We start from the raw sequence: 23772 nt of genomic DNA, 5'->3' as shown, positions 1-23772 counted from the left end.
CCTTTTTACACGCTTCACACGGCGAACGGGTACTCCCGCAGCAGCTCCATCGCCCGCTGGCCGCGCTCGCCCAGGAAGAAATCGTGGATGAACGGGTGCTGGAACGCGATCACCTCCTTGGGCGGGGCCGCGATGATCACGCGCTTGTCCGCCAGCACCGCGATGCGGCTCGACAGCTCGAACAGCGTGTCGAGATCGTGCGTCACCATCACCACCGTGAGCGCCATGTCCCGATGCAAGGTGCGCAACAAGGTGACGAAGCCGTCCGAGCTCTCGGGGTCCAGCCCCGCCGTCGGCTCGTCCAGCAGCAGCAGCGGCGGGTCCATCACCAGCGCACGCGCCAGTGCCGCCCGCTTGATCATGCCGCCGGAGAGGTCGGCCGGCATCTTGTCGGCGTCCTCGGGTTTCAGGCCCACCATCTGCAGCTTGACCATCGCGGCCTCGCGCACCAGGGCGGGCGGCAGCGACTTCAGCTCCCGCAGCGGAAAGGCGATGTTCTCCAGCACCGTGAAGGCCGAGAACAGCGCGCCGTGCTGGAACAGCATGCCGATGCGGCTCGCCGCGCGCGGGCCGATCTGCTCCATGGGCCGGCCCTTGATCAGGATCTCGCCGCTGGCCGGCGTCTCCAGCCCCAGGATCTGGCGCAGCAGCACCGTCTTGCCCGAGCCCGAGCCGCCCACGATGGCCAGCACCTCGCCGCGATGGACCGTCAGGTCCAGGTTCTCGTGCACGACGAAGCGGCGCTCGGGCGTGTCGAACGCGCTGGTGAGGCCGCGGATCTCGATGATCGGTTCGGGCGTCGCCATCAGAACCCCACGTCCTTGAACAGGACCGCGAACAGCGCGTCGACCAGGATCACCACGGTGATCGCCGTCACCACGGAGGCCGTGGTGCCTTCGCCCAGGCTTTGGGTGTTGGGCTTCACCCGCAGGCCGAAATGGCAGCCGACGATCGCGATCAGGATGCCGAACACCACCGACTTGGACACCGCGAGCACCAGGTTGCCGATCTCGACGGCCTGCGGCAGTGCGTTGAGGAAGAAGCGGGGCGTGATCCCGAGCGACACGTCGGCCGCGACCATGCCGCCGGCCAGCCCGCACAGCGTCGTCCACACGCTGATCAGCGGCATCGCGATCGCCAGCGCCAGCGCGCGCGGCATGACCAGGCGGTAGCTGTGCGAGATGCCCATCACGCTCATCGCATCCAGCTCGTCGGTGACGCGCATCGCGCCGATCTGCGCCGTGATCGACGAGCCCGAACGGCCGGCGATCAGGATGGCCGCCAGCATCGGCCCCAGCTCGCGGATCAGGCCGATGCCCATGATGTTGACGATGTACGAGTTCGCGCCGAACTGGCGCAGCTGCACCGCCGTGAGGTAGGCGAGCACGATGCCGATGAGCGAGCCCACCAGTGCCGTGATGGGCAGCGCGGTGGCGCCGATGCGGTACAGGTGGCCCGAGAAGTCGCGCCAGGGCCCCCGGTGGGGCGCGCGGACGAGCTGGCCGAGGTTGAGCGCGACCATGCCCACGAGCCGGACGAAGCCCTTGAGGTGGTCGCCCGCACGCAGCACTCTCGCGCCGAACGCCAGCCAGTAATCCCTCGGAGTGGCCCGCCGGCGCGGCAGCGGCTGCACGGTGAACTTCGCGACCCGGTCGAGCACGGCGCGCTGCGCCGGCGAGGCCTCGAGCTGCTCGGGCCAGCGCTGGCCCCAGTGGTCCCACAGCACCTGCGCGCCCACATGGTCGAGCTGCGCGCCGGTGAGGTCCCAGGCGCGGTGCGGCGCGGCACCGAGTGCCGCCTGCAACTCGTGCAACAGCCGCCGCCGCGCGAGCTGCACCGCCGTCCACTGCCCCAGCACGCGCATGCGCGCTCCATCCGGAGCGGCCTGCGGCTCGATGCGGGGGATGGCGTCGGGCATGGCGCGCATCCTAACTGCTGTAGCGGTATAAAGGGTCGCTGCCCAGCAATGAAGGAGCGACGGCCGTGAGCATGGACCCCGGAACCCAGGAACTCGGCGTGCAGGTGCGCACCGGCGTGTTGTGGCTCACCATCCAGCGCGAGGAACGGCGCAACGCCCTCAGCCACGCCGTGCTTGCCGCGATGACGCGGGCCATCGAGGCGGCCGGCTCCGACCGCTCGCTGCGCGCGATCGTGGTCACGGGCGCCGGCCCGAAGGCGTTCTGCGCGGGCGCCGACCTGCAATCGGCCAAGGCCTTCACGCTCGATCACTCCGAGCCCTACGGGCACCTGGCGCAGCTGTTGCGCGCGACCCGGGCCTGCAACCTGCCGCTGATCGCGCGCGTGAACGGCGCCTGCATGGCGGGTGGCATGGGGCTGCTGGCCATGTGCGACCTGGCCGTCGCGGCGACGCACGCGGTGTTCGGGCTGCCGGAGGTCAAGGTCGGCGTGTTCCCGGCGCAGGTGCTGTCGGTGCTGCAGCACCTCATTCCCCCGCGACGCCTGGCGGAGCTGTGCATCACGGGCGAGCCGGTCACCTCGCACCAGGCGCTCGAGTGGGGGCTGGTGAACTACGTGGACGACGACGTGGATGCGCGCATGGACTGGCTGCTCGCGCGCATCGTCGACAAGTCGCCCGCCGCGATCCGGCGCGGCCTGTACACCATGAAGCGCATCGAGGCGATGTCGTTCGAGGAATCCATGTCCTTCACCGAGAGCCAGATCGCGCTCTTCGCGCTGACGGACGACGCGAAGGAAGGCCAGCAGGCCTTCCAGCAGAAGCGACCGCCGAAGTGGAGCGGCCGATGACGGCCAGGACGATCCGCATCGGGGGTGCCTCGGGGTTCTGGGGCGACAGCAGCGTGGGCGCGCCGCAGCTGGTCGCGCGCGGCCGGGTCGACTATCTCGTGTTCGACTACCTCGCTGAATTGACGATGTCGATCCTCGCCGCTGCCAAGGGCAAGGACCCGTCCCTCGGCTACGCGACCGATTTCGTCACGGTGACCCTGAAGGCGATCCTGAAGGGCGTCGTCGCCCGAGGCATCCGGGTGATCAGCAACGCCGGCGGCACGAACCCGCGCGCCTGCGCCGACGCGATCCGCGCGCTGGCCCGCGAGCAGGGGCTCGAGGTGCGGATCGCGGTGGTCGAAGGCGACGACGCGATGCCGCAGCTCGAGTCGCTGCGCTCGAAGATGCCCGACCTTCCGGCGAAGCTGCTCACGGCCAACGCTTACCTCGGCGCATTGCCGATCAGGCAGGCGCTGGATGCCGGCGTGCAGGTCGTCGTCACCGGGCGCTGCGTGGACAGTGCGGTGACGCTGGGCGCGCTGATGCACGAGTTCGGCTGGCGCGAGGACGACTGGGACCGCCTCGCGCAAGGCAGCCTCGCGGGCCACATCATCGAATGCGGCTGCCAGGCCACGGGCGGCCTGCACACCGACTGGGAAGACGTGCCGGACTGGGCGCACATCGGCTACCCGGTGGTCGAATGCAGCGAGGACGGCAGCTTCGTCGTGACCAAGCCCGAGGGCACCGGCGGGCTCGTGAGCTTCGCCACCGTGGCCGAGCAGATGCTCTACGAGATCGGCGATCCGCGCCGCTACCTGTTGCCCGACGTGACCTGCGACTTCAGCGCAGTCACGATGACCGACCTGGGCAGCCATCGCGTGCGCGTGCAAGGCGCGCGCGGCCTGGCGCCCGGGCCCCAGTACAAGGTGAGTGCGACCTACATGGACGGCTTTCGCTGCAGCGGCCAGCTCACCATCGTCGGCATCGACGCGGCGCGCAAGGCGAGGCGCACCGGCGAAGCGGTCCTCGAGCGCACGCGCGAGCTGTTCGCGCAGCAGGGCCTGGCGGACTACACGCGCACCCACATCGAGGCGATCGGCCCGGAACTGGGCAACTTCGGCCCGCACGCGCGCCATGCCGCCGTGCGCGAGGCGGTGCTTCGCATCGCCGTGATGCATCCCCAGAAGGCGGCGCTGGAGATCTTCGCGCGAGAGATCGCGCCCGCAGGTACGTCCTGGTCGCCTGGCACGACCGGCGCCGACGGCCGGCCCAAGCCCGCCCCGGCGATCAAGCAGTACGCGTTCCTCGTCGACAAGGCGCGCATGCAGCCGCGGGTGGTGATCGACGAAAAGGCGATCGAGGTGCAAGTGGCAACCGGACAGCCGGCGGTGCCGGCGCCTTCGGGTGCCGCAGCTCCCGCCAGCGCGGATGAGCCGCAAGACACGATCGAGGTCCCGCTGGTGCGCGTGGCCTGGGCCCGCAGCGGCGACAAGGGCGACATCTCCAACATCGGGGTGATCGCGCGCCGGCCCGAGTGGCTGCCGCAGTTGCGCGCGCAACTGACGGAAGGGCGCGTGCGCGACTGGCTCGCGCATCTCGTGAAGGGCAGCGTGACACGCTACGACCTGCCCGGCATCCACGCGCTGAACTTCGTCTGCACGCAGGCGCTGGACGGCGGCGGCATGGCCTCGCTGCGCAACGACCCGCTGGGCAAGGGCATGGCGCAGATCCTGTTGACCATGCCGGTGCGCGTGCCGGCCGCCTGGTTCTAGAAGAGCGCCATCCCGAGCGGCTTGCCGGCCTTGTCCTTCACCGAGGTGATCGCCTTGAAGGCACTGGCCTGGACGCGATCGGGCAGGCGCACGAAACTCGCCTCCTGCACCAGCGCGTCGCCGTGGTTGAAGGACCAGACGAAGAACTTCAGCGCCGCCTGTGTCTGCTCGGGCTTGTCGCTCACGCGCGGCACGAGCACGAAGGTGCCCATCGTGATCGGCCAGCTCGCCTTGCCACGCTGCGCCGTGAGCGTGCCGGTGAACACGCCCCTGGCCGACCAGTCGCTGTTGGCGAGCGCCGCCTGGAAGCCCGGCACCGCAGGCCGCACGAACTCGCCCTCCGCGTTGCGCAGGGCGACGGCCGCGAGCTTGTTGTCCACGACATAGCCGTAGTCCACGTAGCCGATCGCGCCGGCCGTTTCCTTCACCGCCTTGACCACGCCCTCGCTGCCCTTCACCGCGGTCACCCCCGCGCCCCAGGCGAGCAGCGTCTTCACGCCCATCTTCTCCTTCCACGGCGCGTGCACCTTGGCCAGGTAGTCGGCGAAGTTGTAGGTGGTGCCCGAGCCGTCGGCGCGCGCGACCACCTTGATCGGCACATCCGGCAGCGCGACGCCGGGGTTGAGCTGGCGGATCTCCGGCGCCGACCACTTGTCGATCTCGCCCATGAAGATGCGCGCGAGCACCTCGCCGCTCAGGCGCAACTGGCCGTCGGCGATGCGCGGCAGGTTCACCACCGGCGCGATGCCGGTGATCGCCACCGGGAACAGCACGAGCCCGTCGGCCGCCAGTTCGGACTCCGAGGGCGCGACGTCGGAAGCTCCGAAGCCGGTCTCGCCGGCCTTGATCTTCTTGAGGCCCGCCGAGGAGCCCACGGCGTCGTAGGCCAGCGCGGCGCCGGTCGCCTTCTGGAATTCGCGCGCCCAGATGCGGTAGATCGGCGCCGCGGCCGACGAGCCCGCGCCGGTGATCGTCTGTGCTTGCGCGAACGGGCCGCACGCGAGCGCGGCGAGGGCGACCGCCGCCCAGGAGGTCCAGGGTTTCATGAGGGAAAACTCCGTCGAAAAAGATTCTCGTCCCGATCCGATGCAGGAACTTTCGGGTGGCTGGAGTGTGACTGTTTCGTGAAGGATTCATGGCCGCCGTCGCCGGAGACCCCACGCGCCGCTCGGGAGCCGACCGGCCGGTCGGGGCTAACATAGGTGCCCCGATTCGATGCAGGACCCGCCATGAACGCCCCCGACAAGACCGCCAGCGCCGCTTCCGTCGCTTCCATCGACCACTGGATTTCGGGCCAGCTCGTGCCCGGCCGCAGCGGGCGCGCCGGCGACGTTTTCAATCCCGCGACCGGGCGAGTGAGCGGTCGCGTCTCGCTGGCCAGCGCCTCGGAGGTCGATGCTGCGGTCGCCAGCGCGCGCGCGGCCTTCCCGGCCTGGGCCGACGTGCCGCCGATCCGCCGCGCGCGCGTGATGTTCAAGTTCCTCGAGCTCTTGAACAAGCGCCGTGACGAGCTCGCGCGCGCGATCACCGCCGAACATGGCAAGGTGTTCACCGACGCGCAGGGCGAGGTCACGCGCGGCATCGAGATCGTGGAGTTCGCCTGCGGCATCCCGCAGCTGCTCAAGGGCGATTACACCGAGCAGGTCTCCACCGGCATCGACAACTGGACGGTGCGCCAGCCGCTGGGCGTGGTCGCCGGCATCACGCCCTTCAACTTTCCGGTGATGGTGCCGATGTGGATGTACCCGGTCGCGATCGCGGCCGGCAACTGCTTCATCCTCAAGCCCAGTCCGCTCGACCCGACGCCCTCGCTCATGATGGCCGAGCTCCTGAAGGAAGCGGGCCTGCCGGACGGCGTGTTCAACGTCGTGCAGGGCGACAAGGACGCGGTCGACGCGCTGCTCGAGCACCCGGAGGTGAAGGCGATCTCCTTCGTCGGCTCCACGGCGATCGCGCAGAAGATCTACGAGACCGGCGCGAGGCACGGCAAGCGCGTGCAGGCGCTGGGCGGCGCGAAGAACCACATGGTCGTGATGCCCGACGCCGACATGGACCAGGCCGTCGATGCGCTGATCGGCTCGGCCTTCGGCTCCGCCGGCGAGCGCTGCATGGCGATCTCGGTGGGCGTGCTGGTCGGCGAGGCCGCCGACAGGATCATGGCCAAGCTGGCCGAGCGCACGCGCGAGCTGAAAGTGAAGGACGGCAACGAGCTCGACGCCGAGATGGGCCCGATCGTCACGAACGTCGCGCACCAGCGCATCACCGGCTACATCGCGCAGGGCGAGAGCGAAGGGGCGAAGCTGGTGGTGGACGGCCGCAAGTTCCAGGCGGCCAAGGCGGGTGCGGATTGCGACAAGGGCTTCTGGATCGGCGGCACGCTGTTCGACAACGTCAAGCCCGACATGAAGATCTACCAGGAAGAGATCTTCGGCCCGGTGCTCGGCTGCGTGCGCGTGAAGGACCTGGCCGAGGCCGTCGGGCTGATCAACGCGCACGAGTACGGCAACGGCGTGTCGCTGTTCACGCGCGACGGCAACACCGCACGCGAGTTCTCGCGGCGCGTGCAGGTGGGCATGGTGGGCGTCAACGTGCCGATCCCGGTGCCGATGGCGTGGCACGGCTTCGGCGGCTGGAAGAAGAGCCTGTTCGGCGACATGCACGCCTACGGCGAGGAAGGCGTGCGCTTCTACACCAAGCAGAAGTCGATCATGCAGCGCTGGCCCGAGAGCATCGGCAAGGGCGCCGAGTTCGTCATGCCGACGTCGAAATGAGCGGCGCGTCCTGCCTCCCCCGGCGCGGCCTGGTGCTGGGTGCACTGGCCGCACCATTGCTCGGCGCGCACCGGTGGCTCCACGCCCAGGCGATCCCGCCCTTCAGCGAGGCCGACCTGCGGCTGGCCCAGCGCCTGCGCGAGCGGGCGCTGAAGGACACGCAGGCCTACGCGCTCGTCGAATCACTGGTGACGCAGGTCGGCCCGCGCCCGGCCGGCTCGCCCGCGTACGACCGCGCGGTGCAGTGGGCGATCGCGCAGTTCGGCCGGCTCGGACTGGCGAATGTGCGGGCCGAACCCGTCCCGATGCAGATGTGGCGACGGGGCGAGACATCGGTCGAACTGGTCGAGCCCGAGGCGCTATCGCTGGTGGCCGTCGCGCTCGGCAACAGCGTCGGCACGCAGGGCCGGCCGATCGAGGCCGAGATCGCCTACTACCCGGACTTCGACGCGCTCAAGGCCGACACGAGCGACCGCGCGCGCGGCCGCATCGTGTTCATCGACCAGCGCATGCAGCGCACCGGCGACGAGAGCGGCTACGGCCACGCGGTGCGCGCACGCACGGCGGGCGCCGTGGAAGCCGCCCGGCGGGGCGCGATCGCGCACGTGATCCGCTCGATCGGCACCGACCACGACGACATCGCGCACACCGGGCTGATGCGCTACGACCCGCAGGTGCCGGCGATCCCGTCGCTGGCGGTGTCGATTCCGGATGCCGGGCGCATCGCCGCCTTCCACGCCGCGGGACGCGGCGTGCGGCTGCGCATCCGGATGCAGGACACCTCCCGCGTGCCCGCCACGGCACACAACGTGGTCGCCGACATCCCGGGGACCGACCTCGCGCACGAGGTCGTGCTGCTGGGCGCGCACCTGGACTCGTGGGACATCGCGCCCGGTGCGCTCGACGACGGCGCCGGCGTGGGCATCGTGATGGCCGCCGCGCGCACCCTGGTCGAGGCGGGCGTGCGGCCGCGCCGCACGGTGCGTGTCGTGCTGTTCGCCAACGAGGAGAACGGGGTCGACGGCGCGAAGGCGTATGCGGCGAAGTACAGGGACGTCACGCACCAGCTGGTCGGCGAGAGCGACCTGGGCGCCGACCGCATCCTGCACGTGCGCACGCAAGCCGGCCCGCAGGCGCGCGAGGCGGTCCAGGCCATCGCGCAGCAGCTGCAGCCGCTCGGGATCGGGGCCAGGGAGGGCGAGGCCTCGCCTTCGCCGGACGCCAGCGTGGTCGCGGGCATCCTGAAGTGCCCGGCCATCGAGCTCGCGCAGGATGCGAGCCGCTACTTCGACGTCCACCACACGGTGAACGACACGATGGCGCGCATCGATCCCGCCACGTTGCCGCAGAACGTGGCCGCGTGGGCCGTGGTCGCCTGGCTGGCGGCGCAGAGCGGCATCCCGTTCGGCCTTCAGACCGCGTCATGAGCGACACCGATTTCGACTACGTCATCATCGGGGCGGGCACGGCCGGGTGCCTGCTGGCCAATCGCCTGTCGGCCGACCCGGCCAAACGCGTGTTGCTGGTCGAGGCCGGCCGCAAGGACGACTACCACTGGATCCACATCCCGGTCGGCTACCTCTATTGCATCGGCAACCCGCGCACGGACTGGCTGTACAAGACCGAGGCCGACCCGGGCCTGAACGGCCGCAGCCTGCGCTATCCGCGCGGCAAGGCGCTGGGCGGGTGCTCGAGCATCAACGGCATGATCTACATGCGCGGCCAGTCGCGCGACTACGACCAGTGGGCGCAGCTCACGGGCGACATGAACTGGCGCTGGGATCAGGTGTTGCCCTACTTCAGGAAGCACGAGGACTACTACCGGGGGGCCGACGAGGTGCACGGCGCCGGCGGCGAATGGCGCGTGGAGAAGCAGCGCCTGCGCTGGGACATCCTCGATGCGTTCGCGCAGGCGGCGCAGCAGGCCGGCATCCCGCACAGCACCGATTTCAACCGCGGCAACAACGAAGGGGTCGGCTACTTCCAGGTGAACCAGAAGAACGGCTGGCGCTGGAACACGGCCAAGGCCTTCCTGCGCCCGACCTGCTACGGCCGGCCCAACTTCGAGATGTGGACCGGTGCGCAGGTCGTGCGGCTGGTGATCGACAAGGGCGATGACGGATCGCTGCGCTGCACCGGCGCGCTGGTGTGGGACGGCACGCAGCTCGTGACCGCGTACGCGAGGCAGGAAGTGATCCTGGCGGCCGGCAGCATCGGCTCGCCGCAAATCCTGCAGCTCTCGGGCGTCGGGCCGGCCGACCTGCTCGAGAGGCACGGCATCCCCGTGGTGGCGAATCTGCCCGGCGTCGGCGAGAACCTGCAGGACCATCTGCAGATCCGCGCCGTGTTCAAGGTCAAGGGCGTGACCACGCTCAACACGCTCGCGAACTCCTGGTGGGGCAAGGCGAAGATCGGCCTCGAATATGCGCTGTCGAGAAGCGGCCCGATGAGCATGGCGCCGTCGCAGCTCGGCGCCTTCACGCGCAGCTCGCCCGAGTTCGCCTGGCCCAACATCGAATACCACGTGCAGCCGCTGTCGCTCGATGCGTTCGGCGAGCCGCTGCATCCTTTCCCCGCGTTCACGGCGAGCGTGTGCAACCTGAACCCGACCAGCCGCGGCAGCGTGCGCATCCGCAGCAACCGCTTCGAGGATGCGCCGCTGATCGCGCCGAACTACCTGTCCACGCCCGAGGACCGCAAGGTCGCGGCCGATTCGCTGCGCGTGACGCGCCGCATCTGCGCGCAGCCGGCGCTGGCGAAGTACGAGCCGCAGGAATGGAAACCGGGCCTGCAGTACCAAAGCGATGAAGAACTGGCGACACTCGCCGGCGACATCGCGACCACCATCTTCCATCCGGTGGGCACGACGAAGATGGGCCGCGACGACGACCCGATGGCGGTGCTCGATTCGCGCATGCGCGTGCGCGGCATCGAGCGGCTGCGCGTGGTCGATGCCGGCGCGATGCCGACGATCACCAGCGGCAACACCAACTCGCCGACGCTGATGATGGCCGAGATGGCGGCCGACTGGATCGCGCGCGAAGCGCGCTAGAACTGCTTCGAGAGCGTCAGGCCGACGTCGTCGATGGCGATATGCGGCTGCAGGACGGTGCCGGCCGGGCTGCCTTGCCGGAAGATGACGGTCGACCCACTCCGCGCCTGGCGCGCCCGGCGCCATTCGAGGGCGAGCGACCAGCCGGCGGGCGTGGACAAGGACGCCGCGAGCGCGGCTTCGTCGCGCCGGCCACCGGGCAACGACGAGGCATCGAAGAGGCCCGCGTAATCGACGTGGACATGATGACGCAGGCTCGTGCGCCAGCGCGCTTGCAGCGTGAGCTTCGCACCGGCCGGATCGATGGGCCATGCCGGGCCGGCCCACGCGACGCCCGGCATCCACAGTGTCGAGGTTTCCGTCAGGCCGCTGACGCCGCCCGTGCCGGCGATCGCACGCCGCAAAAACAAGCCATCGAAGGTGATCGACGGCTCGCCCCATGCGAAAACCGGCAGCGGCCGCCAGCGCGCGCCGGCTTCGATCTCGTCATGTCGCGAATGCGTCGCGAGCGGCGCACCGCCCTGCGTGCGTCCGTCGTAGTGAAGCCGTGCATGGGCCAGCGCGGCGCTGAACTCGATGCGTCCCGCGGGCGCCCACGCCGGCCGCGCGGTGATGCGCAAGCGCGCAAGCGGCCCGCTTTCCCTCAGCAGGCGCGCACCGCCCGCGTCGCGCTCGATCAGGGCGCGCTGCGCAACCGTGGCTTCCCACTGCCACGCGTCGGCGGCGTCCGCGATCACGGTCAGCGCAGGGATGCGAGTTCCGCCGTCGTGGACGTGATCGTCTTCTCGAACACGCCGTCGCCGTTCGCATCGACCTGCAGGGTCACGCTGGTATCGGCGTTGACGGTCACGAGCAGTTGCGAGTTGTTCGCGCCGACCACCTTGACGACGCCGGCCGTGACGGTACCCGTCGACTCGTTCCAGACGACCGGGGTGGGCGTCGAGACCGTGTAGGTCACGGCCGTGCCGCCCAGGCGCGAACTGTCGGTCTCGACGGTGGCCGACAAGCTGGCGCCCACGCTGGTGCCGTTGATCGACACCGTCTGGCTGAAGTTGCGCAGCGTGGTCGTGTGGGTCGTGCCGGAGACCGTTTCACGGCTCGACATGGTGCTGCCGCTGACGGTGATCGTCTGGATGGTTTCGCTGCTCGCCGTCCAGTCCAGCGTGAAGGAGCCGTTGCTGACCGCGGTCGTGCCATTGGAGGTCACCGTCAGGTTCGTCGCGGTCGTGGCGATCACGACATGGAACGGCAGCGCGGTGAGCGAGCCGCTCTGGAGCTTGACCGTCAGCTGCCCGTTCATCGTGGTGCCGGCGGTCTCGGTGCAGTTGTTGAAGGTGATGCTGAGCGAATCGCCCGCGGTCAGGCCGTTGGTGCCGGCCACCTGGCCGCTGATGGCCACCGTGCCGCCGAGCGAGCAGTTGCTCGTCTGGCTGACCGTGGTGCCCACGGGCAGGGGCGCCGCGGAAAAAGTGTTCGCGGCGAACCGCACGGATTCGGCGATCAGCCGGAAGTTCACGGGCGGCGAGCCACCCGCATCGACCTGCACGCCCAGAACGCCGGCGCCTTCCGTCGCCGAAGTGTCCTGGGTCGCATCCAGTGCGCTGGCAGCGACCGGCTTGGCGTTGGTTTCCGTGATCGCCACGGGTTGCGGCCCCGAAGGTGCAGGGCCTGTGCCGGTGGCTCCGCCTCCACCGCCGCCACCCCCGCAGGAAGCGAGCACGAACGTGGAGACGAGCGCGAGCGCCCGGAAGCTGGAGATCATGGGTGTCCCTCCTGGTGTTGAACTCTTCTGCGAGCCGTTCAGCCTGGGAAAATGGTAGCACCCTGTCCGTAGCTTGCCGTTAGCGTATCCCCCCGACATAGCGTGGCGCCTTCTCGTCCGCGGCTTCGCCGAGCGCCTGAGCCGCTGCCTTCAGCAGGGGCGCCTTGGCCGGTGACTCGGGCGCCAGAACCGCCTCCTCGAGCTTGCCGGCCCACTCGGCCAGTTCGGCATGTCCGTCCTCGAGCGCCTTCGCACGCGCGAAGCGCACGATCTCCGCCGCGTAGTCGAGGTTGCTCGCCATCCATTCGGTGTCGGTGACGCGGCCGGTCTTGCGCCGCAGGAGCACATGCAGATGGGCGGCGATCGCGACTTTCTGGCTGGCGAGCATGCTGTCCTCCTGGGGCTAGGTGATGATGCGTTCGCGATGCTGCGAGACGTCCAGGCCCGCCTTCTCGGACGCGTCGTCCACGCGCAGGCCGACGATGAACTTCGTGACCAGGAGCAGCACCGCGGTCATGATCCCGCTGTAGGCCAGCACGGCCAGCGCGTCGATGGCCTGCACCATCAGGTTGCCTTGCGCGCCCGAGACGCTCTTGCTCGCGAGCAGGCCGGTCATGAGGCAGCCGACGATGCCACCGACCCCGTGCACGCCGAACACGTCGAGCGAGTCGTCGGCGCGCAGCAGCTTCTTGAGAGCCGTCGCGCCCCAGTAGCAGGCGACGCCCGCGACGGATCCGATCAGCAGTGCCGACTGCGCGGTGACGAAGCCCGAGGCGGGCGTGATCGCCACCAGGCCCGCGACCAGGCCGGAGCACAGGCCGAGCAGCGAAGGACGGCGGCGCACGATCCACTCGGCGAACATCCACGCGAGCGCGCCGGCCGCGGCCGCGATGTGCGTGACAGCCATCGCCAGTCCCGCACGCCCGTCGGCGGCAACGGCGGAGCCCGCGTTGAAGCCGAACCAGCCCACCCACAACATGCCCGCGCCCGCCATCGTGAGCCCCAGGTTGAAGGGCTCGAAGGCCTCCCGCCCATAGCCGCGCCGCGGCCCGAGGAAATACGCGCACACGAGGCCCGACACGCCGGCGTTGATGTGCACCACCGAGCCGCCCGCGAAATCGAGCGCACCCATCCGCGCGAGCCAGCCGCCCGGCTCCCAGACCCAGTGCGCGACCGGCGCGTACACGAACAGCGACCACAGGCCGATGAACCACAGCATCGCCGAGAACTTCATGCGCTCGACGAACGAGCCGACGACCAGCGCCGCCGTGATGATCGCGAAGGTGAGCTGGAACATCGCGTACACCGATTCGGGCACGTTGGGCGCGACGTGGCTCACCATCACCTTGCCGTCCTTGACGTACTCCAGCCCCTGGAACCACAGGCGCGAATTGCCGCCGATCCAGGGCGCGCCCGGCGTGAAGGCCCACGAGTAGGCGACGGCGAACCACAGGACGCTCACCAGCGAAGCGATCGCCACGACGCTCGCCATCGTGTTGATCACGCTCTTCTTGCGCACCATCCCCGCATAGAAGAACGCGATGCCGGGCAGGGTCATCAGCAGCACAAGGGCGGTGGAGGTGAGCATCCATGCGGTGTCCGCGCCATTCAGCGACTCCGGCGGCATGAAGCCGGGCTTGGCGAGCCCTTGCGCGTGTGCAGGAGACAGGAGCATCGCGGCGACGAGCGCGATCGCGAGGGCGATTCGGGGGAGGAGCTGCACTGGTGTTCCTTGTCGTTGATCCCAACGAAGGTGCCTGTGCATCAACCATGCCACAATGTAAGCATGCGTACGTTTGCACCACTTTCGGACGCTCGCGCCGCAGCACAGGGCGGGAAAATCCCGATGCACTGGCCGGGTGCACGCCTGTAGAGTGGCGGGACTCGCACGCGGGCGCCCGTCGCCCGCCTGGTCGAGGGACCGAGGAGACAAGCACAGAACACCCACAATCATGCAAAGGCATCCCGTGAGATGCCCCTCCACAAGGCGCCGCGATGCGGCGCCTTTTTATTGGCGGCGTCCCATAATCGCGCGATGGACGACATCGTTCGCCAGGCCATCGCCAAGTGGCCCAACGTGCCCCACTGCTGGGCCTGGCTGGGGCTCGATGCGCGCGGCAACTGGTACATGCGCGACGACCGCACGCAGGCCGCGGGCCCCTTCCCGCAGGCGAAGGGCTCGCTGCTCAGGCATGAGAAGCTCATCGACTTCATCCACCGCAACTACGAGCGCGACGACGAGGGCCGCTGGTTCTTCCAGAACGGCCCGCAGCGGGTGTACGTGGAGCTGGAGGCGACGCCTTATATCTGGCGCATCGGCAGCGACCGCAGCGTGAGATCGCACACCGGCCGCCGCGCGTGCGTGGAGGGTGCGGTGGTCGACGAGCTCGGTCGCGTGTACCTGGAGGCCGATATCGGTTTCGGCCTCGTGCACACGCAGGATGTGGAAGCCGCCGCGGATGCGATCGAATCCGGCGAATGGCGGGTCGAGGAAATCGCCGCCGCCGAACTGCCTCGTCGCTTCGGCTTCGTGCGCAGCCCGGACGCCACAAGAAAAAAGCCGGCCTGACGGCCGGCTTTTTTTGGAGCGGGGAGGCTTATTTCGCCGCGTTCACCATGTACTGCACAGCGGCGCGCACGTCCGCATCGCTGGCGCTCGAGCCACCCTTCGGCGGCATCGCGCCCTTGCCCTTGATCGCGTTCTGCACGAGCGTATCGAGGCCCTGCTTGATGCGCGGCGCCCAGGCGGCCTTGTCGCCGAACTTCGGGGCACCGGCCACGCCCGCGCCGTGGCACGCAACGCAGGTCTGGTTGAAGAGGGCTTCGCCGGCGTTGCCGGCCGCAGCGGTGGCTGGCTGCGCGGCCGGTGCGGCAGCGGCGACGGGGGTTGCGGCCGCAGGGGTGGCGGCTGCCGTCGTGGGCGCCGCAGCGGGCGCGGCGCTCGCCGCCGCCTGTGCGCCCGCGGCGCGTTGCGGGACCGGGAACTTCGCGCCGGCCGCGTTCGCCATGTAGGCCACGCCGCGCGCGACTTCCACGTCATCGAAATCACCGCCGCCCTGCGCGGGCATCGCGCCCTTGCCGTGCAGCGCCGATTGCACCAGCGCATCGAACCCTTGCTTGATGCGCGGGGCCCAGGCGGCGGCATCACCGAACTTGGGCGCACCCGCCGCGCCGGTGGAGTGGCAGGTCGTGCACTGCGCCTTGAAGACGTCCTCGCCGGACTTGAGCGGCCGGTTGGCGTCGCGGATTTCCACCGTGCCCACCTTGCGGATACGTTCGGCGGTCGCGCGGTCCACATCCTGCGCCGTGAGCCCGCCCAGCGCCTGCCGCTCCGCCTGCGTGCTGCCCGACGGCTTGTTCTCGGAGACCACGAAAGCGACCAGGCCGATGATGACGAAGACCGGCAGCACGAAGGCGAAGATCACTGTGACCAGCAACTGCTTGGGTGTCTTGATCGGTCCGGAGTGGCCCTCCGGGGCATGTTCTTCGTCGTGCGCGTGATCGGTCATGGCGTCCTCGTGGGCGGGCTTTTTCTAGAACAACCTTTGATTATATCGGTCGCTCTTGCGCCGCCTCAGTCGGCGGTCGGCGGCAGCCAGCCGGGCAGCGTCCGCTCGATCGCCGCGCGCATGCGCCGCGTGTGCGAGCCGTGCCAGTAAACGCGCCCGCACGTGGGGCATTGCCGAACCGGGCCGGGAATGCCGCGCACGCCTTCGGGAACGAGCGCGTCGGCTTCGGGTTTCGGCAGTGGCCGCGTGAGGATCGTGTTGCACACCATGCAGCGGGTGAACAGCTCGGTGGGCGGCGCGAGCGACAAGGTCGTGATCACCTGGCGCAGCTGCTCGAGCGGCGCGTCGTGTCCTATCTCGATCGCGTGCAGCGGCCGCAGTTCGCGCAGGAGGTGGCGGTCGCGTGTGAGCAGCGTGCGCACATCGTCGTTGGCAATGCGCACAAGCTCGCGGTCATGCACCGTCGGGTCGTACAGCGTGTCGAACCCGAGCACGCGCAGCCATCGCGCCAGGCGAGCGAGCATCGCATCCACAGCGAAGCGGTGGACGGGCGCGGTTGCGTTCACGCTCGGACCGCGTGCCGCTTCAGGTTCAGCGTGCGCTCGGGCCGGCAAGCGGCCTCAGGGGCATGGTCCACACCGACGGTTCGCGCACCGGCTGCGCGAGGGCGCCCGAATAGCTGAACTGCGCAGGCGCCGCTGATGCGGCGGGTGCGCCCAAGACCTGCGTGGCGGGCGCCGTGCCTGCTGTCCCCGCGACGACCGCCGGGATGCCGGGCGTCCGCGGGACGGGGTACGCGGCCACTCGCGCCGGCATGGTGGCAGGCGCTGCGGCGCTCTCGCTTGCCGTCAGGCCATACCACTGGCTCAGCGGGCCCGACACCGGCATGCCGGCCGCAACACTCGTGAAGTCGTAGTCGAAGATCATTCGCGGGCGAAGCGCTTCGACCGTGCCGCCTGCGTTGGCAGTGCCGCCCGAAGCGGGGGCCGCCCCGGCGGAGCCCGCTGTTGCCGAACCGCCGCCCGTCGCGCCCGCAGTGCCTGCGCTGGTGCCCCCACTCGAAGCTGCTGCGCCAGTGGCAGCGCCTGCCGTGCCGGTGCCACCACCCGATGCCGCCGCGGAACCGCCAGGCCCCCCGGAGCCGCCCGCACCAGCGCTTGCGCCTGCACCACCGCCAGCGGATGCGCCACCTGCACCGGCGCCGCCGCCACCTGCACCGCCGCCACCTGCGCCGCCACCTGCGCCGCCACCTGCGCCGCCACCTGCGCCGCCACCTGCGCCGCCGCCTGCACCGCCGCCGCCTGCGCCACCGCCGCCTGCACCGCCACCGCCCGCGCCGCCACCGCCACCGCCACCGCCACCGCCTGCGCCGCCACCTCCTCCGCCACCGCCGCCTCCTTTGGCGAAGCTCGCATCAGTCCAGGCGATGCCGAAGCCGCCGGCGAGTGCGACAGCCACGAGGCCCACGGTGAAGTTGCGCGGGAGCGGCTTCATCTCTTTCTCCTTGGATGAGAGAAGGAAAATGGTGTCGATAGACGCCGGCTCCGGATGTAGGACGCGATAGCGTCACTTCATCGGTTTCCATCGCTTGCGGGCTCCGTGCCGCTGGAGAGCGCGCCAAACAAAAACGCCCACTGCAAAGTGGGCGTTTGTTGCGAGCGAAAACTGCTCTTGATTGGTTGCGCGGGCAAGATTTGAACTTGCGACCTTTGGGTTATGAGCCCAACGAGCTACCAGACTGCTCCACCGCGCGTCAGAAGGGAAGATTATAAATGATCAGGAGGCTTCCTGCTCGCCGGCCGCGCCCTCCTGCGGCTCGGGACGATCGACCAGTTCGACGAGCGCCATCGGCGCGTTGTCGCCGACACGGAAGCCCATCTTCAGGATGCGCGTGTAGCCGCCCGGACGCGCCTTGTAGCGCGGGCCGAGCTCGTTGAACAGCTTGGTGACGTTGTCGCGGTTGCGCAGGCGATCGAACGCGAGGCGCTTGTTGGCGACCGTCGGCTCCTTGCCGAGCGTGAGCATCGGCTCGACGACGCGGCGCAGTTCCTTCGCCTTCGGCACGGTGGTCTTGATCACCTCGTGCTCGATGAGCGAGTTCATCATGTTGCGCAGCATCGCGAGGCGGTGCTCGCTGGTGCGGTTCAGTTTACGGAGACCGTGTCCGTGGCGCATGGTGTGTTCCTTTCCTTATCTCAAACGCAGCCGTATCAGGTACTGCGAGTTCACCATCGGTTGATTAACGCTTGTCCAGGCCGGCGGGCGGCCAGCTCTCGAGCTTCATGCCCAGAGTGAGGCCACGCGAGGCCAGGACTTCCTTGATTTCGTTGAGCGACTTGCGGCCCAGGTTCGGCGTCTTGAGCAGCTCGTTTTCCGTGCGCTGGATCAGGTCGCCGATGTAATAGATGTTCTCGGCCTTCAGGCAGTTGGCCGAACGCACCGTGAGCTCGAGCTCGTCGACCGGGCGCAGCAGGATCGGGTCGAATTGCTGCGACGTGCGCTGCACCGGCTGGTCGAAGGCGGCCAGTTCGCTGCCCTCGAGCTGCGCGAACACCGCGAGCTGCTCCACGAGGATCTTGGCGGAAGCGCGCACGGCGTCTTCGGCGGTGATCGCGCCATTGGTCTCGATCTCGACGACGAGCTTGTCCAGGTCGGTGCGCTGTTCGACGCGGGCGCTTTCGACCGTGTAGCTCACGCGCTTGACCGGCGAGAACGACGCGTCCAGCACGATCCGGCCGATCGACTTGGTCGGCTCGTCGGCGTAGCGGCGCATCGTGCCGGGCACGTAGCCGCGGCCCTTCTCGACCTTGATCTGCATGTCGATCTTGCCGCCTTGCGACAGGTGGGCGATGACATGGTCGGGGTTGATGATCTCGACGTCGTGCGGCGTCTGGATGTCGGCGGCCGTGACGACGCCCTCGCCATCCTTGCGCAGCGACAGCGTCACTTCATCGCGGTTGTGGAGCTTGAACACCACGCCTTTGAGGTTCAGCAGGATGGACACGACGTCTTCCTGGACGCCGTCGATCGACGAGTACTCGTGCAGCACGCCGGCGATCGTCACCTCGGTGGCTGCGTAACCCACCATCGACGAGAGCAGGACACGGCGCAGGGCGTTGCCCAGCGTGTGCCCGTAGCCGCGCTCGAACGGCTCGAGCGTGACCTTCGCCCGGTTCACACCGAGTTGTTCCACGTTGATGGCTTTGGGTTTCAGCAGGTTGGTTTGCATGCAGGACTTCCTCTCAATACCCCCGGCTCGTTACACCGGTAAGGCTGGTGAAGCGCCCGGCGCGCGGTGCCCCGCGGCAGGGAACGAAAAATCACAACTTGAGGCCGCACGACGCGACCTCAAGGGCTCGCGCTTAGCGCGAATAAAGTTCGACGATCAGCGACTCGTTGATGTCGGCGCCGAATTCGTCGCGGTCCGGCACCTTCTTGAACGTGCCTTCGGCCTTGTCGGCATTGACCTCGACCCAGCCCGGGATGCCGACTTGCTGCGCCAGCTGCAGCGCTTCGACGACGCGGTTCTGCTTCTTGGACTTGTCGCGCACGGCGATCACGTCGCCGGCCTTGACCTGATATGAGGGGATGTTGACGGTCGCGCCGTTCACCGTGATCGCCTTGTGCGACACCAGCTGGCGGGCTTCCGCGCGCGTGGAGCCGAAGCCCATGCGGTACACGACATTGTCCAGGCGCGTCTCGAGCAGGAACAGCAGGTTCGCGCCCGAGTTGCCCTTGCGGCGGGAGGCTTCCTCGAAGTAGCGGCGGAACTGGCGCTCCAGCACGCCGTACATGCGCTTGACCTTCTGCTTCTCGCGCAGCTGCAGGCCGAAGTCGGACGTGCGCTGGCCGGAGGTGCGGCCGTGCTGGCCGGGCTTGGAGTCGAACTTCGCCTTGTCGCTGATCGAGCGGCGCGCGCTCTTCAGGAACAGGTCGGTGCCTTCACGGCGGGAGAGCTTGGCCTTGGGGCCGAGGTAACGTGCCACTTGTCTTTCCTTCTCTGTCTACTGCCCCGGCCAGTCGCCGGGGGAGCCGCCTCGCGCATGCACGACGGCGGCGGTGGGCTTGGTTGAAAACTTGTCGTTAGATGCGACGGCGCTTTTGCGGGCGGCAGCCGTTGTGCGGGACCGGCGTCACGTCGGAGATCGACGTGATGCGGATGCCCAGCGCGGCGAGCGCACGCACCGACGACTCGCGACCCGGGCCGGGGCCCTTGATCTCGACGTCGAGGTTCTTGATGCCCTGCTCCATGGCGGCGCGGCCGGCCTGCTCCGACGCGACCTGCGCGGCGAACGGCGTGGACTTGCGCGAGCCCTTGAAGCCCTGGCCGCCCGAGGAGGCCCAGGAGAGCGCGTTGCCCTGGCGGTCGGTGATCGTGATGATCGTGTTGTTGAAGGACGCGTGCACGTGGCAGACGCCATCAGACACGTTCTTGCGGACCTTCTTGCGCACACGCTGCGCGGCGTTGTTGACGGGAGCCTTAGCCATGTCTTTTCACTCTTTCCCGGTTTATTTCTTGAGCGCGGCGGCAGCCTTGCGCGGACCCTTGCGCGTGCGCGCGTTGGTACGCGTGCGCTGGCCGCGCATCGGCAGGCCGCGGCGGTGGCGGAAGCCGCGGTAGCAGCCGATGTCCATCAGGCGCTTGATGTTCATCGTCGTCTCGCGGCGCAGGTCGCCCTCGATCGTGAAACGGCCGATCTGGTCGCGGATCTTCTCGAGCTCGGCGTCCGTGAGGTCCTTGACCTTCTTCGAATACGGAATGCCGGTGGCCTCGCAGATCTCGCGGGCGCGCGAGCGGCCAATGCCGAAGATCGCCGTCAGGCCGATTTCGGCGTGCTGGTGCGGCGGGATGTTGATGCCGGCGATACGTGCCATGTCTTTTCCTCTAAATCTCTTGCAATCAGCCCTGGCGCTGCTTGTGGCGCGGATCCGTGCAGATCACGCGGACGACGCCCTTGCGGCGGATGATCTTGCAGTTGCGGCAGATCTTCTTGACGGAAGCCGAAACTCTCATGTTCGTTTCTCCTAACTCTCTCTCGCCTACTTGGCGCGGAAAACAATACGTGCCCGCGACAAGTCGTAGGGCGTCAACTCCACGGTGACCTTGTCACCTGGGAGGATGCGGATGTAGTGCATCCGCATCTTTCCCGAAATATGTCCGAGCACCAGGTGCCCGTTGTCCAACTTCACCCTGAATGTGGCGTTGGGCAGGTTCTCCACCACTTCGCCCTGCATCTGAATGACGTCGTCTTTCGACATGGTTCAAACAGGCATCAACCACCCAGGGAAGTCTTGAAATTCGCTTTCTTCAGCAGTGACTCGTATTGCTGGCTCATCAGGTAGTTCTGCACCTGGGCCATGAAGTCCATCGTCACCACGACGATGATCAGCAGCGAGGTTCCGCCGAAATAGAACGGCACGTTGTACTTCAGGATCAGGAACTCCGGCAGCAGGCAGACGAACGTGATGTACACGGCGCCGGCCAGCGTCAGGCGGACCAGGATCTTGTCGATGTAGCGCGCGGTCTGCTCGCCCGGACGGATGCCCGGGATGAACGCACCGCTCTTCTTCAGGTTGTCGGCGGTCTCGCGGCTGTTGAACACGAGCGCCGTATAGAAGAAGCAGAAGAACACGATCGCGCTGGCGTACAGGATCACGTAGATCGGCTGGCCCGGCGTCAGCGAAGAAGCGATGTCCTTCAGCCAGCGCAGGCTGTCGCCCGTCGCGAACCAGCTCACCACCGTTGTGGGCAGCAGGATGATCGACGACGCGAAGATCGGCGGGATCACGCCGGCCATGTTCAGCTTCAGCGGCAGGTGCGACGACTGGCCGCCATACACCTTGTTGCCCACTTGCCGGCGCGCGTAGTTCACGAGGATCTTGCGCTGGCCGCGCTCGATGAACACGACGAACCAGGTCACGAAGCCGACCACCGCGACGATGAAGATCGCCACGATCACGTTCATCGCGCCGGTGCGCACCAGCTCCAGCAAACCGCCGATCGCGTTGGGCAGCCCCGCCGCGATGCCCGCGAAGATCAGGATCGAGATCCCGTTGCCCAGGCCGCGCTCGGTGATCTGTTCGCCCAGCCACATCAGGAACATCGTGCCGGCCGTCAGGCTGACCATGGCCGTGATGCGGAAGCCGAAGCCCGGGTTGATCACCAGGCCGGCGGAGCCTTCCAGCGCGAGCGCGATGCCCATCGACTGGAACAGGGCCAGGCCCAGCGTGCCGTAGCGCGTGTACTGGGTGATCTTGCGGCGGCCCGCCTCGCCTTCTTTCTTCAGCTGCTCGAACGTCGGGATGACGTACGTGAGCAGCTGCATGATGATCGATGCCGAGATGTACGGCATGATCCCGAGGGCGAACACGGTGAAGCGCGACAGCGCCCCGCCCGAGAACATGTTGAACAGCGACAGGATCCCGCCCTGCTGCCCCTTGAACAGCTGCGCGAGCTGGTCGGGGTTGATGCCGGGCACGGGAATGTGCGCGCCGATGCGGTAGACAATCAGCGCGAGCAGCAGGAAGACCAGCCGGCGACGCAGGTCGCCGTACTTGCCGGTCTTCGCGATTTGTGCAGCGCTAGTTGCCACGAGGGTCCTTCGTCACGTCTTCTTTAAGCGAGGCTGCCGCCCGCCGCTTCGATCGCGGCCTTGGCCCCAGCGGTCGCGGCGATGCCGGTCAGCTTCACGGCCTTCTTCAGCTCGCCCGACTTGATCACCTTCACGTTGCGCACGAGCTCGCCCACGAGGCCCGCTTGCTTCAGCGTGAGGAGGTCGACCTCCGCCGCGCCCAGGCGCTCGAGCGCCGCCAGCGAAACCTCGCCATTGAACTTGGCCGATTGCGACTTGAAGCCGCGCTTGGGCAGGCGGCGCTGCAGCGGCATCTGGCCGCCTTCGAAGCCGACCTTGTGGAAGCCGCCGGCGCGGGACTTCTGGCCCTTGTGGCCGCGGCCCGCCGTCTTGCCCAGGCCCGAACCGATGCCGCGGCCGACGCGGCGCTTGGCGTGCTTGGCACCCGCTGCGGGTTGGATGTCGTTGAGTTGCATGATCAGAGCACCCTCACCAGGTAATCGATCTTGTTGATCATCCCGCGCACGGCGGGGGTGTCCTGCAGCTCGCTCACCGAATTGAGCTTGCGCAGGCCGAGGCCGCGCACGGTGGCGCGGTGGTCCGCCTTGCAGCCGATCGGGCTGCGCACCAGCTGGACCTTCACCGTCTTTGCTTGTTGGTTCGCCATGTCAAATGCTCCGGTCAGGCGGCGAAGATCTCTTCGACCGACTTGCCGCGCTTGGCCGCCACTTCCGAAGGGGTCGTGGACTTGCGCAGCGCGTCGAACGTGGCACGGACCATGTTGTAGGGGTTGGTCGAGCCGTGGCTCTTCGCGACGACGTCGGTGATGCCCATGACTTCGAACACCGCGCGCATCGGGCCGCCGGCGATGATGCCGGTGCCCTTGGGGGCGGGCGACATCATGACGCGGGCCGCGCCGTGCTGGCCGTACACCGTGTGGTGCAGCGAGCCGTTCTTGAGCGACACCTTGGTCATGTTGCGGCGGGCTTCTTCCATCGCCTTCTGCACGGCAGCGGGCACTTCCTTGGACTTGCCCTTGCCCATGCCGACGCGGCCGTCGTTGTCGCCGACCACGGTGAGCGCGGCGAAGCCGAGGATACGGCCGCCCTTCACCACCTTGGTCACGCGGTTGACCGCGATCATCTTTTCCTTCAGGCCGTCTTCCGGACCGTCACCCTGCGTCTTGGCTTGAACTCGTGCCATGTTGCGAATCCTTTAGAACTGGAGGCCCGCGGCGCGCGCGGCATCGGCCAGCGCCTTCACGCGGCCGTGGTAGGCGAAACCCGCGCGGTCGAACGCGACCTTCTCGACGCCGGCGGCCTTGGCACGCTCGGCGATCAGCTTGCCGACCTGTTCGGCCGCCGCCTTGTTGCCGCCCTTGCCGGGCGCACCCAGCGACTTGCGCAGGTCGGCCTGCGCGGTGGATGCCGCAGCCAGCACCTTCGTGCCGTCGCCGGAGATCACCTGCGCATAGATGTGGAGGTTCGTGCGGTTCACCGTCAGGCGCGCCGTGCCTTGCGTGGCAATGCGGATGCGCGTTTGACGGGCCCGGCGCTGACGCTGCTCTTTCTTGTTCAACATCGTCATGC

29 protein-coding genes and 1 tRNA gene are annotated in these 23772 nt (G+C 68.4%); 6 read left to right on the top strand and 24 right to left on the bottom strand.

Going from position 1 to position 23772, the window contains the following annotated elements; genetic code table 11:
• Positions 1 to 14: 14 nt before the first annotated feature.
• Both AC3EF3_RS00485 and AC3EF3_RS00480 read right to left on the bottom strand, forming a co-directional pair.
• The gene (locus AC3EF3_RS00485; RefSeq protein WP_488530201.1) at positions 15 to 806 is read right to left on the bottom strand and encodes an ABC transporter ATP-binding protein; all 792 of its coding nucleotides are present in this window, start codon (positions 804 to 806) and stop codon (positions 15 to 17) included.
• Positions 806 to 1918, bottom strand: coding sequence for an MlaE family ABC transporter permease (locus AC3EF3_RS00480; RefSeq protein ID WP_488530200.1), 1113 nt, complete (start codon positions 1916 to 1918; stop codon positions 806 to 808). The genes AC3EF3_RS00485 and AC3EF3_RS00480 overlap by 1 nt, the downstream gene beginning before the upstream one ends.
• A 71-nt stretch (positions 1919 to 1989) precedes the next feature.
• Between AC3EF3_RS00480 and AC3EF3_RS00475 the strand changes: the two genes are divergently transcribed.
• Complete coding sequence (locus AC3EF3_RS00475) at positions 1990 to 2766, top strand: enoyl-CoA hydratase/isomerase family protein (protein WP_488530199.1); 777 nt, start codon at positions 1990 to 1992, stop codon at positions 2764 to 2766.
• Positions 2763 to 4517, top strand: a complete 1755-nt coding sequence (locus AC3EF3_RS00470) for an acyclic terpene utilization AtuA family protein (protein ID WP_488530198.1) — start codon at positions 2763 to 2765, stop codon at positions 4515 to 4517. Before AC3EF3_RS00475 ends, AC3EF3_RS00470 begins: the two co-directional genes overlap by 4 nt.
• Here the strand turns inward: AC3EF3_RS00470 and pstS are convergent.
• The gene (gene pstS / locus AC3EF3_RS00465; RefSeq protein WP_488530197.1) at positions 4514 to 5563 is read right to left on the bottom strand and encodes a phosphate ABC transporter substrate-binding protein PstS; all 1050 of its coding nucleotides are present in this window, start codon (positions 5561 to 5563) and stop codon (positions 4514 to 4516) included. The two genes, AC3EF3_RS00470 and pstS, sit on opposite strands and share 4 nt — an antisense overlap.
• Positions 5564 to 5746: 183 nt before the next feature.
• Between pstS and AC3EF3_RS00460 the strand changes: the two genes are divergently transcribed.
• The 3 genes from AC3EF3_RS00460 to AC3EF3_RS00450 are packed head-to-tail and all read left to right on the top strand — an operon-like array spanning position 5747 to position 10340.
• Entirely contained in the window at positions 5747 to 7288 is a 1542-nt protein-coding gene (locus AC3EF3_RS00460) for a CoA-acylating methylmalonate-semialdehyde dehydrogenase (protein WP_488530196.1), read from the top strand.
• Entirely contained in the window at positions 7285 to 8715 is a 1431-nt protein-coding gene (locus AC3EF3_RS00455) for a M20/M25/M40 family metallo-hydrolase (protein ID WP_488530195.1), read from the top strand. Before AC3EF3_RS00460 ends, AC3EF3_RS00455 begins: the two co-directional genes overlap by 4 nt.
• Positions 8712 to 10340: a GMC family oxidoreductase gene (locus tag AC3EF3_RS00450; protein WP_488530194.1), complete on the top strand. Its 1629-nt coding sequence runs from the start codon at positions 8712 to 8714 to the stop codon at positions 10338 to 10340. Before AC3EF3_RS00455 ends, AC3EF3_RS00450 begins: the two co-directional genes overlap by 4 nt.
• On the opposite strand, the gene AC3EF3_RS00445 is transcribed toward AC3EF3_RS00450, so the two are convergent.
• From AC3EF3_RS00445 to AC3EF3_RS00430, 4 genes are all read right to left on the bottom strand, one after another.
• Positions 10337 to 11077, bottom strand: a complete 741-nt coding sequence (locus AC3EF3_RS00445; protein WP_488530193.1) for a hypothetical protein — start codon at positions 11075 to 11077, stop codon at positions 10337 to 10339. The genes AC3EF3_RS00450 and AC3EF3_RS00445 overlap by 4 nt on opposite strands.
• A gap of 2 nt (positions 11078 to 11079) precedes the next feature.
• The gene (locus AC3EF3_RS00440; protein ID WP_488530192.1) at positions 11080 to 12102 is read right to left on the bottom strand and encodes a hypothetical protein; all 1023 of its coding nucleotides are present in this window, start codon (positions 12100 to 12102) and stop codon (positions 11080 to 11082) included.
• Positions 12103 to 12181: 79 nt separating this feature from the next.
• On the bottom strand, positions 12182 to 12490 hold the full coding sequence (locus AC3EF3_RS00435; RefSeq protein WP_488530191.1) for a hypothetical protein: 309 nt from the start codon (positions 12488 to 12490) through the stop codon (positions 12182 to 12184).
• A gap of 15 nt (positions 12491 to 12505) precedes the next feature.
• Positions 12506 to 13777 (bottom strand): ammonium transporter, encoded by a 1272-nt coding sequence (locus tag AC3EF3_RS00430; protein ID WP_488533706.1) that lies wholly within the window; start codon positions 13775 to 13777, stop codon positions 12506 to 12508.
• Between the two features lie 360 nt (positions 13778 to 14137).
• Here AC3EF3_RS00430 and AC3EF3_RS00425 point away from each other — a divergent pair, with 360 nt between their 5' ends.
• Complete coding sequence (locus AC3EF3_RS00425) at positions 14138 to 14671, top strand: DUF2946 family protein (protein WP_488530190.1); 534 nt, start codon at positions 14138 to 14140, stop codon at positions 14669 to 14671.
• Between the two features lie 28 nt (positions 14672 to 14699).
• On the opposite strand, the gene AC3EF3_RS00420 is transcribed toward AC3EF3_RS00425, so the two are convergent.
• The 17 genes from AC3EF3_RS00420 to rplR all read right to left on the bottom strand — a co-directional run bounded on the left by AC3EF3_RS00420 (position 14700) and on the right by rplR (position 23764).
• Entirely contained in the window at positions 14700 to 15611 is a 912-nt protein-coding gene (locus AC3EF3_RS00420) for a c-type cytochrome (protein WP_488530189.1), read from the bottom strand.
• Between the two features lie 65 nt (positions 15612 to 15676).
• Complete coding sequence (locus tag AC3EF3_RS00415) at positions 15677 to 16177, bottom strand: Mut7-C RNAse domain-containing protein (protein WP_488530188.1); 501 nt, start codon at positions 16175 to 16177, stop codon at positions 15677 to 15679.
• Between the two features lie 25 nt (positions 16178 to 16202).
• Positions 16203 to 16538, bottom strand: a complete 336-nt coding sequence (locus tag AC3EF3_RS00410; RefSeq protein WP_488530187.1) for a hypothetical protein — start codon at positions 16536 to 16538, stop codon at positions 16203 to 16205.
• Entirely contained in the window at positions 16535 to 16999 is a 465-nt protein-coding gene (locus tag AC3EF3_RS00405) for a hypothetical protein (protein ID WP_488530186.1), read from the bottom strand. The genes AC3EF3_RS00410 and AC3EF3_RS00405 overlap by 4 nt, the downstream gene beginning before the upstream one ends.
• Before the next feature lie 288 nt (positions 17000 to 17287).
• Positions 17288 to 17364, bottom strand: a tRNA-Met gene (locus AC3EF3_RS00400).
• Positions 17365 to 17387: 23 nt separating this feature from the next.
• Complete coding sequence (gene rplQ / locus AC3EF3_RS00395) at positions 17388 to 17786, bottom strand: 50S ribosomal protein L17 (RefSeq protein WP_488530185.1); 399 nt, start codon at positions 17784 to 17786, stop codon at positions 17388 to 17390.
• A gap of 64 nt (positions 17787 to 17850) precedes the next feature.
• On the bottom strand, positions 17851 to 18840 hold the full coding sequence (locus AC3EF3_RS00390; RefSeq protein ID WP_488530184.1) for a DNA-directed RNA polymerase subunit alpha: 990 nt from the start codon (positions 18838 to 18840) through the stop codon (positions 17851 to 17853).
• A gap of 133 nt (positions 18841 to 18973) precedes the next feature.
• Positions 18974 to 19597 (bottom strand): 30S ribosomal protein S4, encoded by a 624-nt coding sequence (gene rpsD, locus AC3EF3_RS00385; RefSeq protein ID WP_488530183.1) that lies wholly within the window; start codon positions 19595 to 19597, stop codon positions 18974 to 18976.
• A gap of 97 nt (positions 19598 to 19694) precedes the next feature.
• Positions 19695 to 20099, bottom strand: coding sequence for a 30S ribosomal protein S11 (rpsK, locus tag AC3EF3_RS00380; RefSeq protein WP_488530182.1), 405 nt, complete (start codon positions 20097 to 20099; stop codon positions 19695 to 19697).
• A gap of 21 nt (positions 20100 to 20120) precedes the next feature.
• The gene (gene rpsM, locus AC3EF3_RS00375) at positions 20121 to 20486 is read right to left on the bottom strand and encodes a 30S ribosomal protein S13 (RefSeq protein WP_488530181.1); all 366 of its coding nucleotides are present in this window, start codon (positions 20484 to 20486) and stop codon (positions 20121 to 20123) included.
• Between the two features lie 25 nt (positions 20487 to 20511).
• A complete protein-coding gene (gene rpmJ / locus AC3EF3_RS00370; protein ID WP_011481465.1) occupies positions 20512 to 20625 on the bottom strand; it encodes a 50S ribosomal protein L36 in 114 nt (37 codons plus the stop codon).
• A gap of 26 nt (positions 20626 to 20651) precedes the next feature.
• Positions 20652 to 20870 carry a translation initiation factor IF-1 gene (infA, locus tag AC3EF3_RS00365; protein WP_332750218.1) on the bottom strand — a complete coding sequence of 73 codons (219 nt, stop codon included), beginning with the start codon at positions 20868 to 20870 and terminating at the stop codon, positions 20652 to 20654.
• Positions 20871 to 20884: 14 nt separating this feature from the next.
• A complete protein-coding gene (gene secY / locus AC3EF3_RS00360) occupies positions 20885 to 22204 on the bottom strand; it encodes a preprotein translocase subunit SecY (protein WP_488530180.1) in 1320 nt (439 codons plus the stop codon).
• Positions 22205 to 22227: 23 nt separating this feature from the next.
• A complete protein-coding gene (gene rplO, locus AC3EF3_RS00355) occupies positions 22228 to 22659 on the bottom strand; it encodes a 50S ribosomal protein L15 (RefSeq protein WP_488530179.1) in 432 nt (143 codons plus the stop codon).
• Between the two features lie 2 nt (positions 22660 to 22661).
• A complete protein-coding gene (gene rpmD, locus AC3EF3_RS00350) occupies positions 22662 to 22850 on the bottom strand; it encodes a 50S ribosomal protein L30 (RefSeq protein WP_488530178.1) in 189 nt (62 codons plus the stop codon).
• Positions 22851 to 22864: 14 nt separating this feature from the next.
• Positions 22865 to 23386 (bottom strand): 30S ribosomal protein S5, encoded by a 522-nt coding sequence (gene rpsE / locus AC3EF3_RS00345; RefSeq protein WP_488530177.1) that lies wholly within the window; start codon positions 23384 to 23386, stop codon positions 22865 to 22867.
• 12 nt (positions 23387 to 23398) lie between these two features.
• Positions 23399 to 23764 (bottom strand): 50S ribosomal protein L18, encoded by a 366-nt coding sequence (gene rplR / locus AC3EF3_RS00340; protein ID WP_488530176.1) that lies wholly within the window; start codon positions 23762 to 23764, stop codon positions 23399 to 23401.
• Positions 23765 to 23772: the final 8 nt, after the last annotated feature.

It is taken from the genome of Ramlibacter sp. GS1-15 (assembly GCF_057785015.1).
The sequence above is the reverse complement of the archived record's forward strand: the minus strand, read 5'-3'. Positions and strand labels throughout refer to the sequence as shown.

Coding starts and splice junctions, on each gene's coding strand:
- AC3EF3_RS00480 (WP_488530200.1), bottom strand. CDS start 1,918: ATGCCCGACGCCATCCCCCGCATCGAGCCGCAGGCCGCTCCGGATGGA.
- rpmJ (WP_011481465.1), bottom strand. CDS start 20,625: ATGAGAGTTTCGGCTTCCGTCAAGAAGATCTGCCGCAACTGCAAGATC.
- rpsK (WP_488530182.1), bottom strand. CDS start 20,099: ATGGCTAAGGCTCCCGTCAACAACGCCGCGCAGCGTGTGCGCAAGAAG.
- rplR (WP_488530176.1), bottom strand. CDS start 23,764: ATGTTGAACAAGAAAGAGCAGCGTCAGCGCCGGGCCCGTCAAACGCGC.
- AC3EF3_RS00460 (WP_488530196.1), top strand. CDS start 5,747: ATGAACGCCCCCGACAAGACCGCCAGCGCCGCTTCCGTCGCTTCCATC.
- AC3EF3_RS00470 (WP_488530198.1), top strand. CDS start 2,763: ATGACGGCCAGGACGATCCGCATCGGGGGTGCCTCGGGGTTCTGGGGC.
- AC3EF3_RS00455 (WP_488530195.1), top strand. CDS start 7,285: ATGAGCGGCGCGTCCTGCCTCCCCCGGCGCGGCCTGGTGCTGGGTGCA.
- AC3EF3_RS00390 (WP_488530184.1), bottom strand. CDS start 18,840: ATGCAAACCAACCTGCTGAAACCCAAAGCCATCAACGTGGAACAACTC.
- AC3EF3_RS00440 (WP_488530192.1), bottom strand. CDS start 12,102: ATGATCTCCAGCTTCCGGGCGCTCGCGCTCGTCTCCACGTTCGTGCTC.
- infA (WP_332750218.1), bottom strand. CDS start 20,870: ATGTCGAAAGACGACGTCATTCAGATGCAGGGCGAAGTGGTGGAGAAC.
- AC3EF3_RS00425 (WP_488530190.1), top strand. CDS start 14,138: ATGGACGACATCGTTCGCCAGGCCATCGCCAAGTGGCCCAACGTGCCC.
- rpsM (WP_488530181.1), bottom strand. CDS start 20,486: ATGGCACGTATCGCCGGCATCAACATCCCGCCGCACCAGCACGCCGAA.
- rplQ (WP_488530185.1), bottom strand. CDS start 17,786: ATGCGCCACGGACACGGTCTCCGTAAACTGAACCGCACCAGCGAGCAC.
- rpsE (WP_488530177.1), bottom strand. CDS start 23,386: ATGGCACGAGTTCAAGCCAAGACGCAGGGTGACGGTCCGGAAGACGGC.
- AC3EF3_RS00450 (WP_488530194.1), top strand. CDS start 8,712: ATGAGCGACACCGATTTCGACTACGTCATCATCGGGGCGGGCACGGCC.
- rplO (WP_488530179.1), bottom strand. CDS start 22,659: ATGCAACTCAACGACATCCAACCCGCAGCGGGTGCCAAGCACGCCAAG.
- AC3EF3_RS00410 (WP_488530187.1), bottom strand. CDS start 16,538: ATGATCTTCGACTACGACTTCACGAGTGTTGCGGCCGGCATGCCGGTG.
- AC3EF3_RS00420 (WP_488530189.1), bottom strand. CDS start 15,611: ATGACCGATCACGCGCACGACGAAGAACATGCCCCGGAGGGCCACTCC.
- AC3EF3_RS00475 (WP_488530199.1), top strand. CDS start 1,990: ATGGACCCCGGAACCCAGGAACTCGGCGTGCAGGTGCGCACCGGCGTG.
- AC3EF3_RS00430 (WP_488533706.1), bottom strand. CDS start 13,777: ATGCTCCTGTCTCCTGCACACGCGCAAGGGCTCGCCAAGCCCGGCTTC.
- AC3EF3_RS00435 (WP_488530191.1), bottom strand. CDS start 12,490: ATGCTCGCCAGCCAGAAAGTCGCGATCGCCGCCCATCTGCATGTGCTC.
- pstS (WP_488530197.1), bottom strand. CDS start 5,563: ATGAAACCCTGGACCTCCTGGGCGGCGGTCGCCCTCGCCGCGCTCGCG.
- AC3EF3_RS00485 (WP_488530201.1), bottom strand. CDS start 806: ATGGCGACGCCCGAACCGATCATCGAGATCCGCGGCCTCACCAGCGCG.
- rpmD (WP_488530178.1), bottom strand. CDS start 22,850: ATGGCGAACCAACAAGCAAAGACGGTGAAGGTCCAGCTGGTGCGCAGC.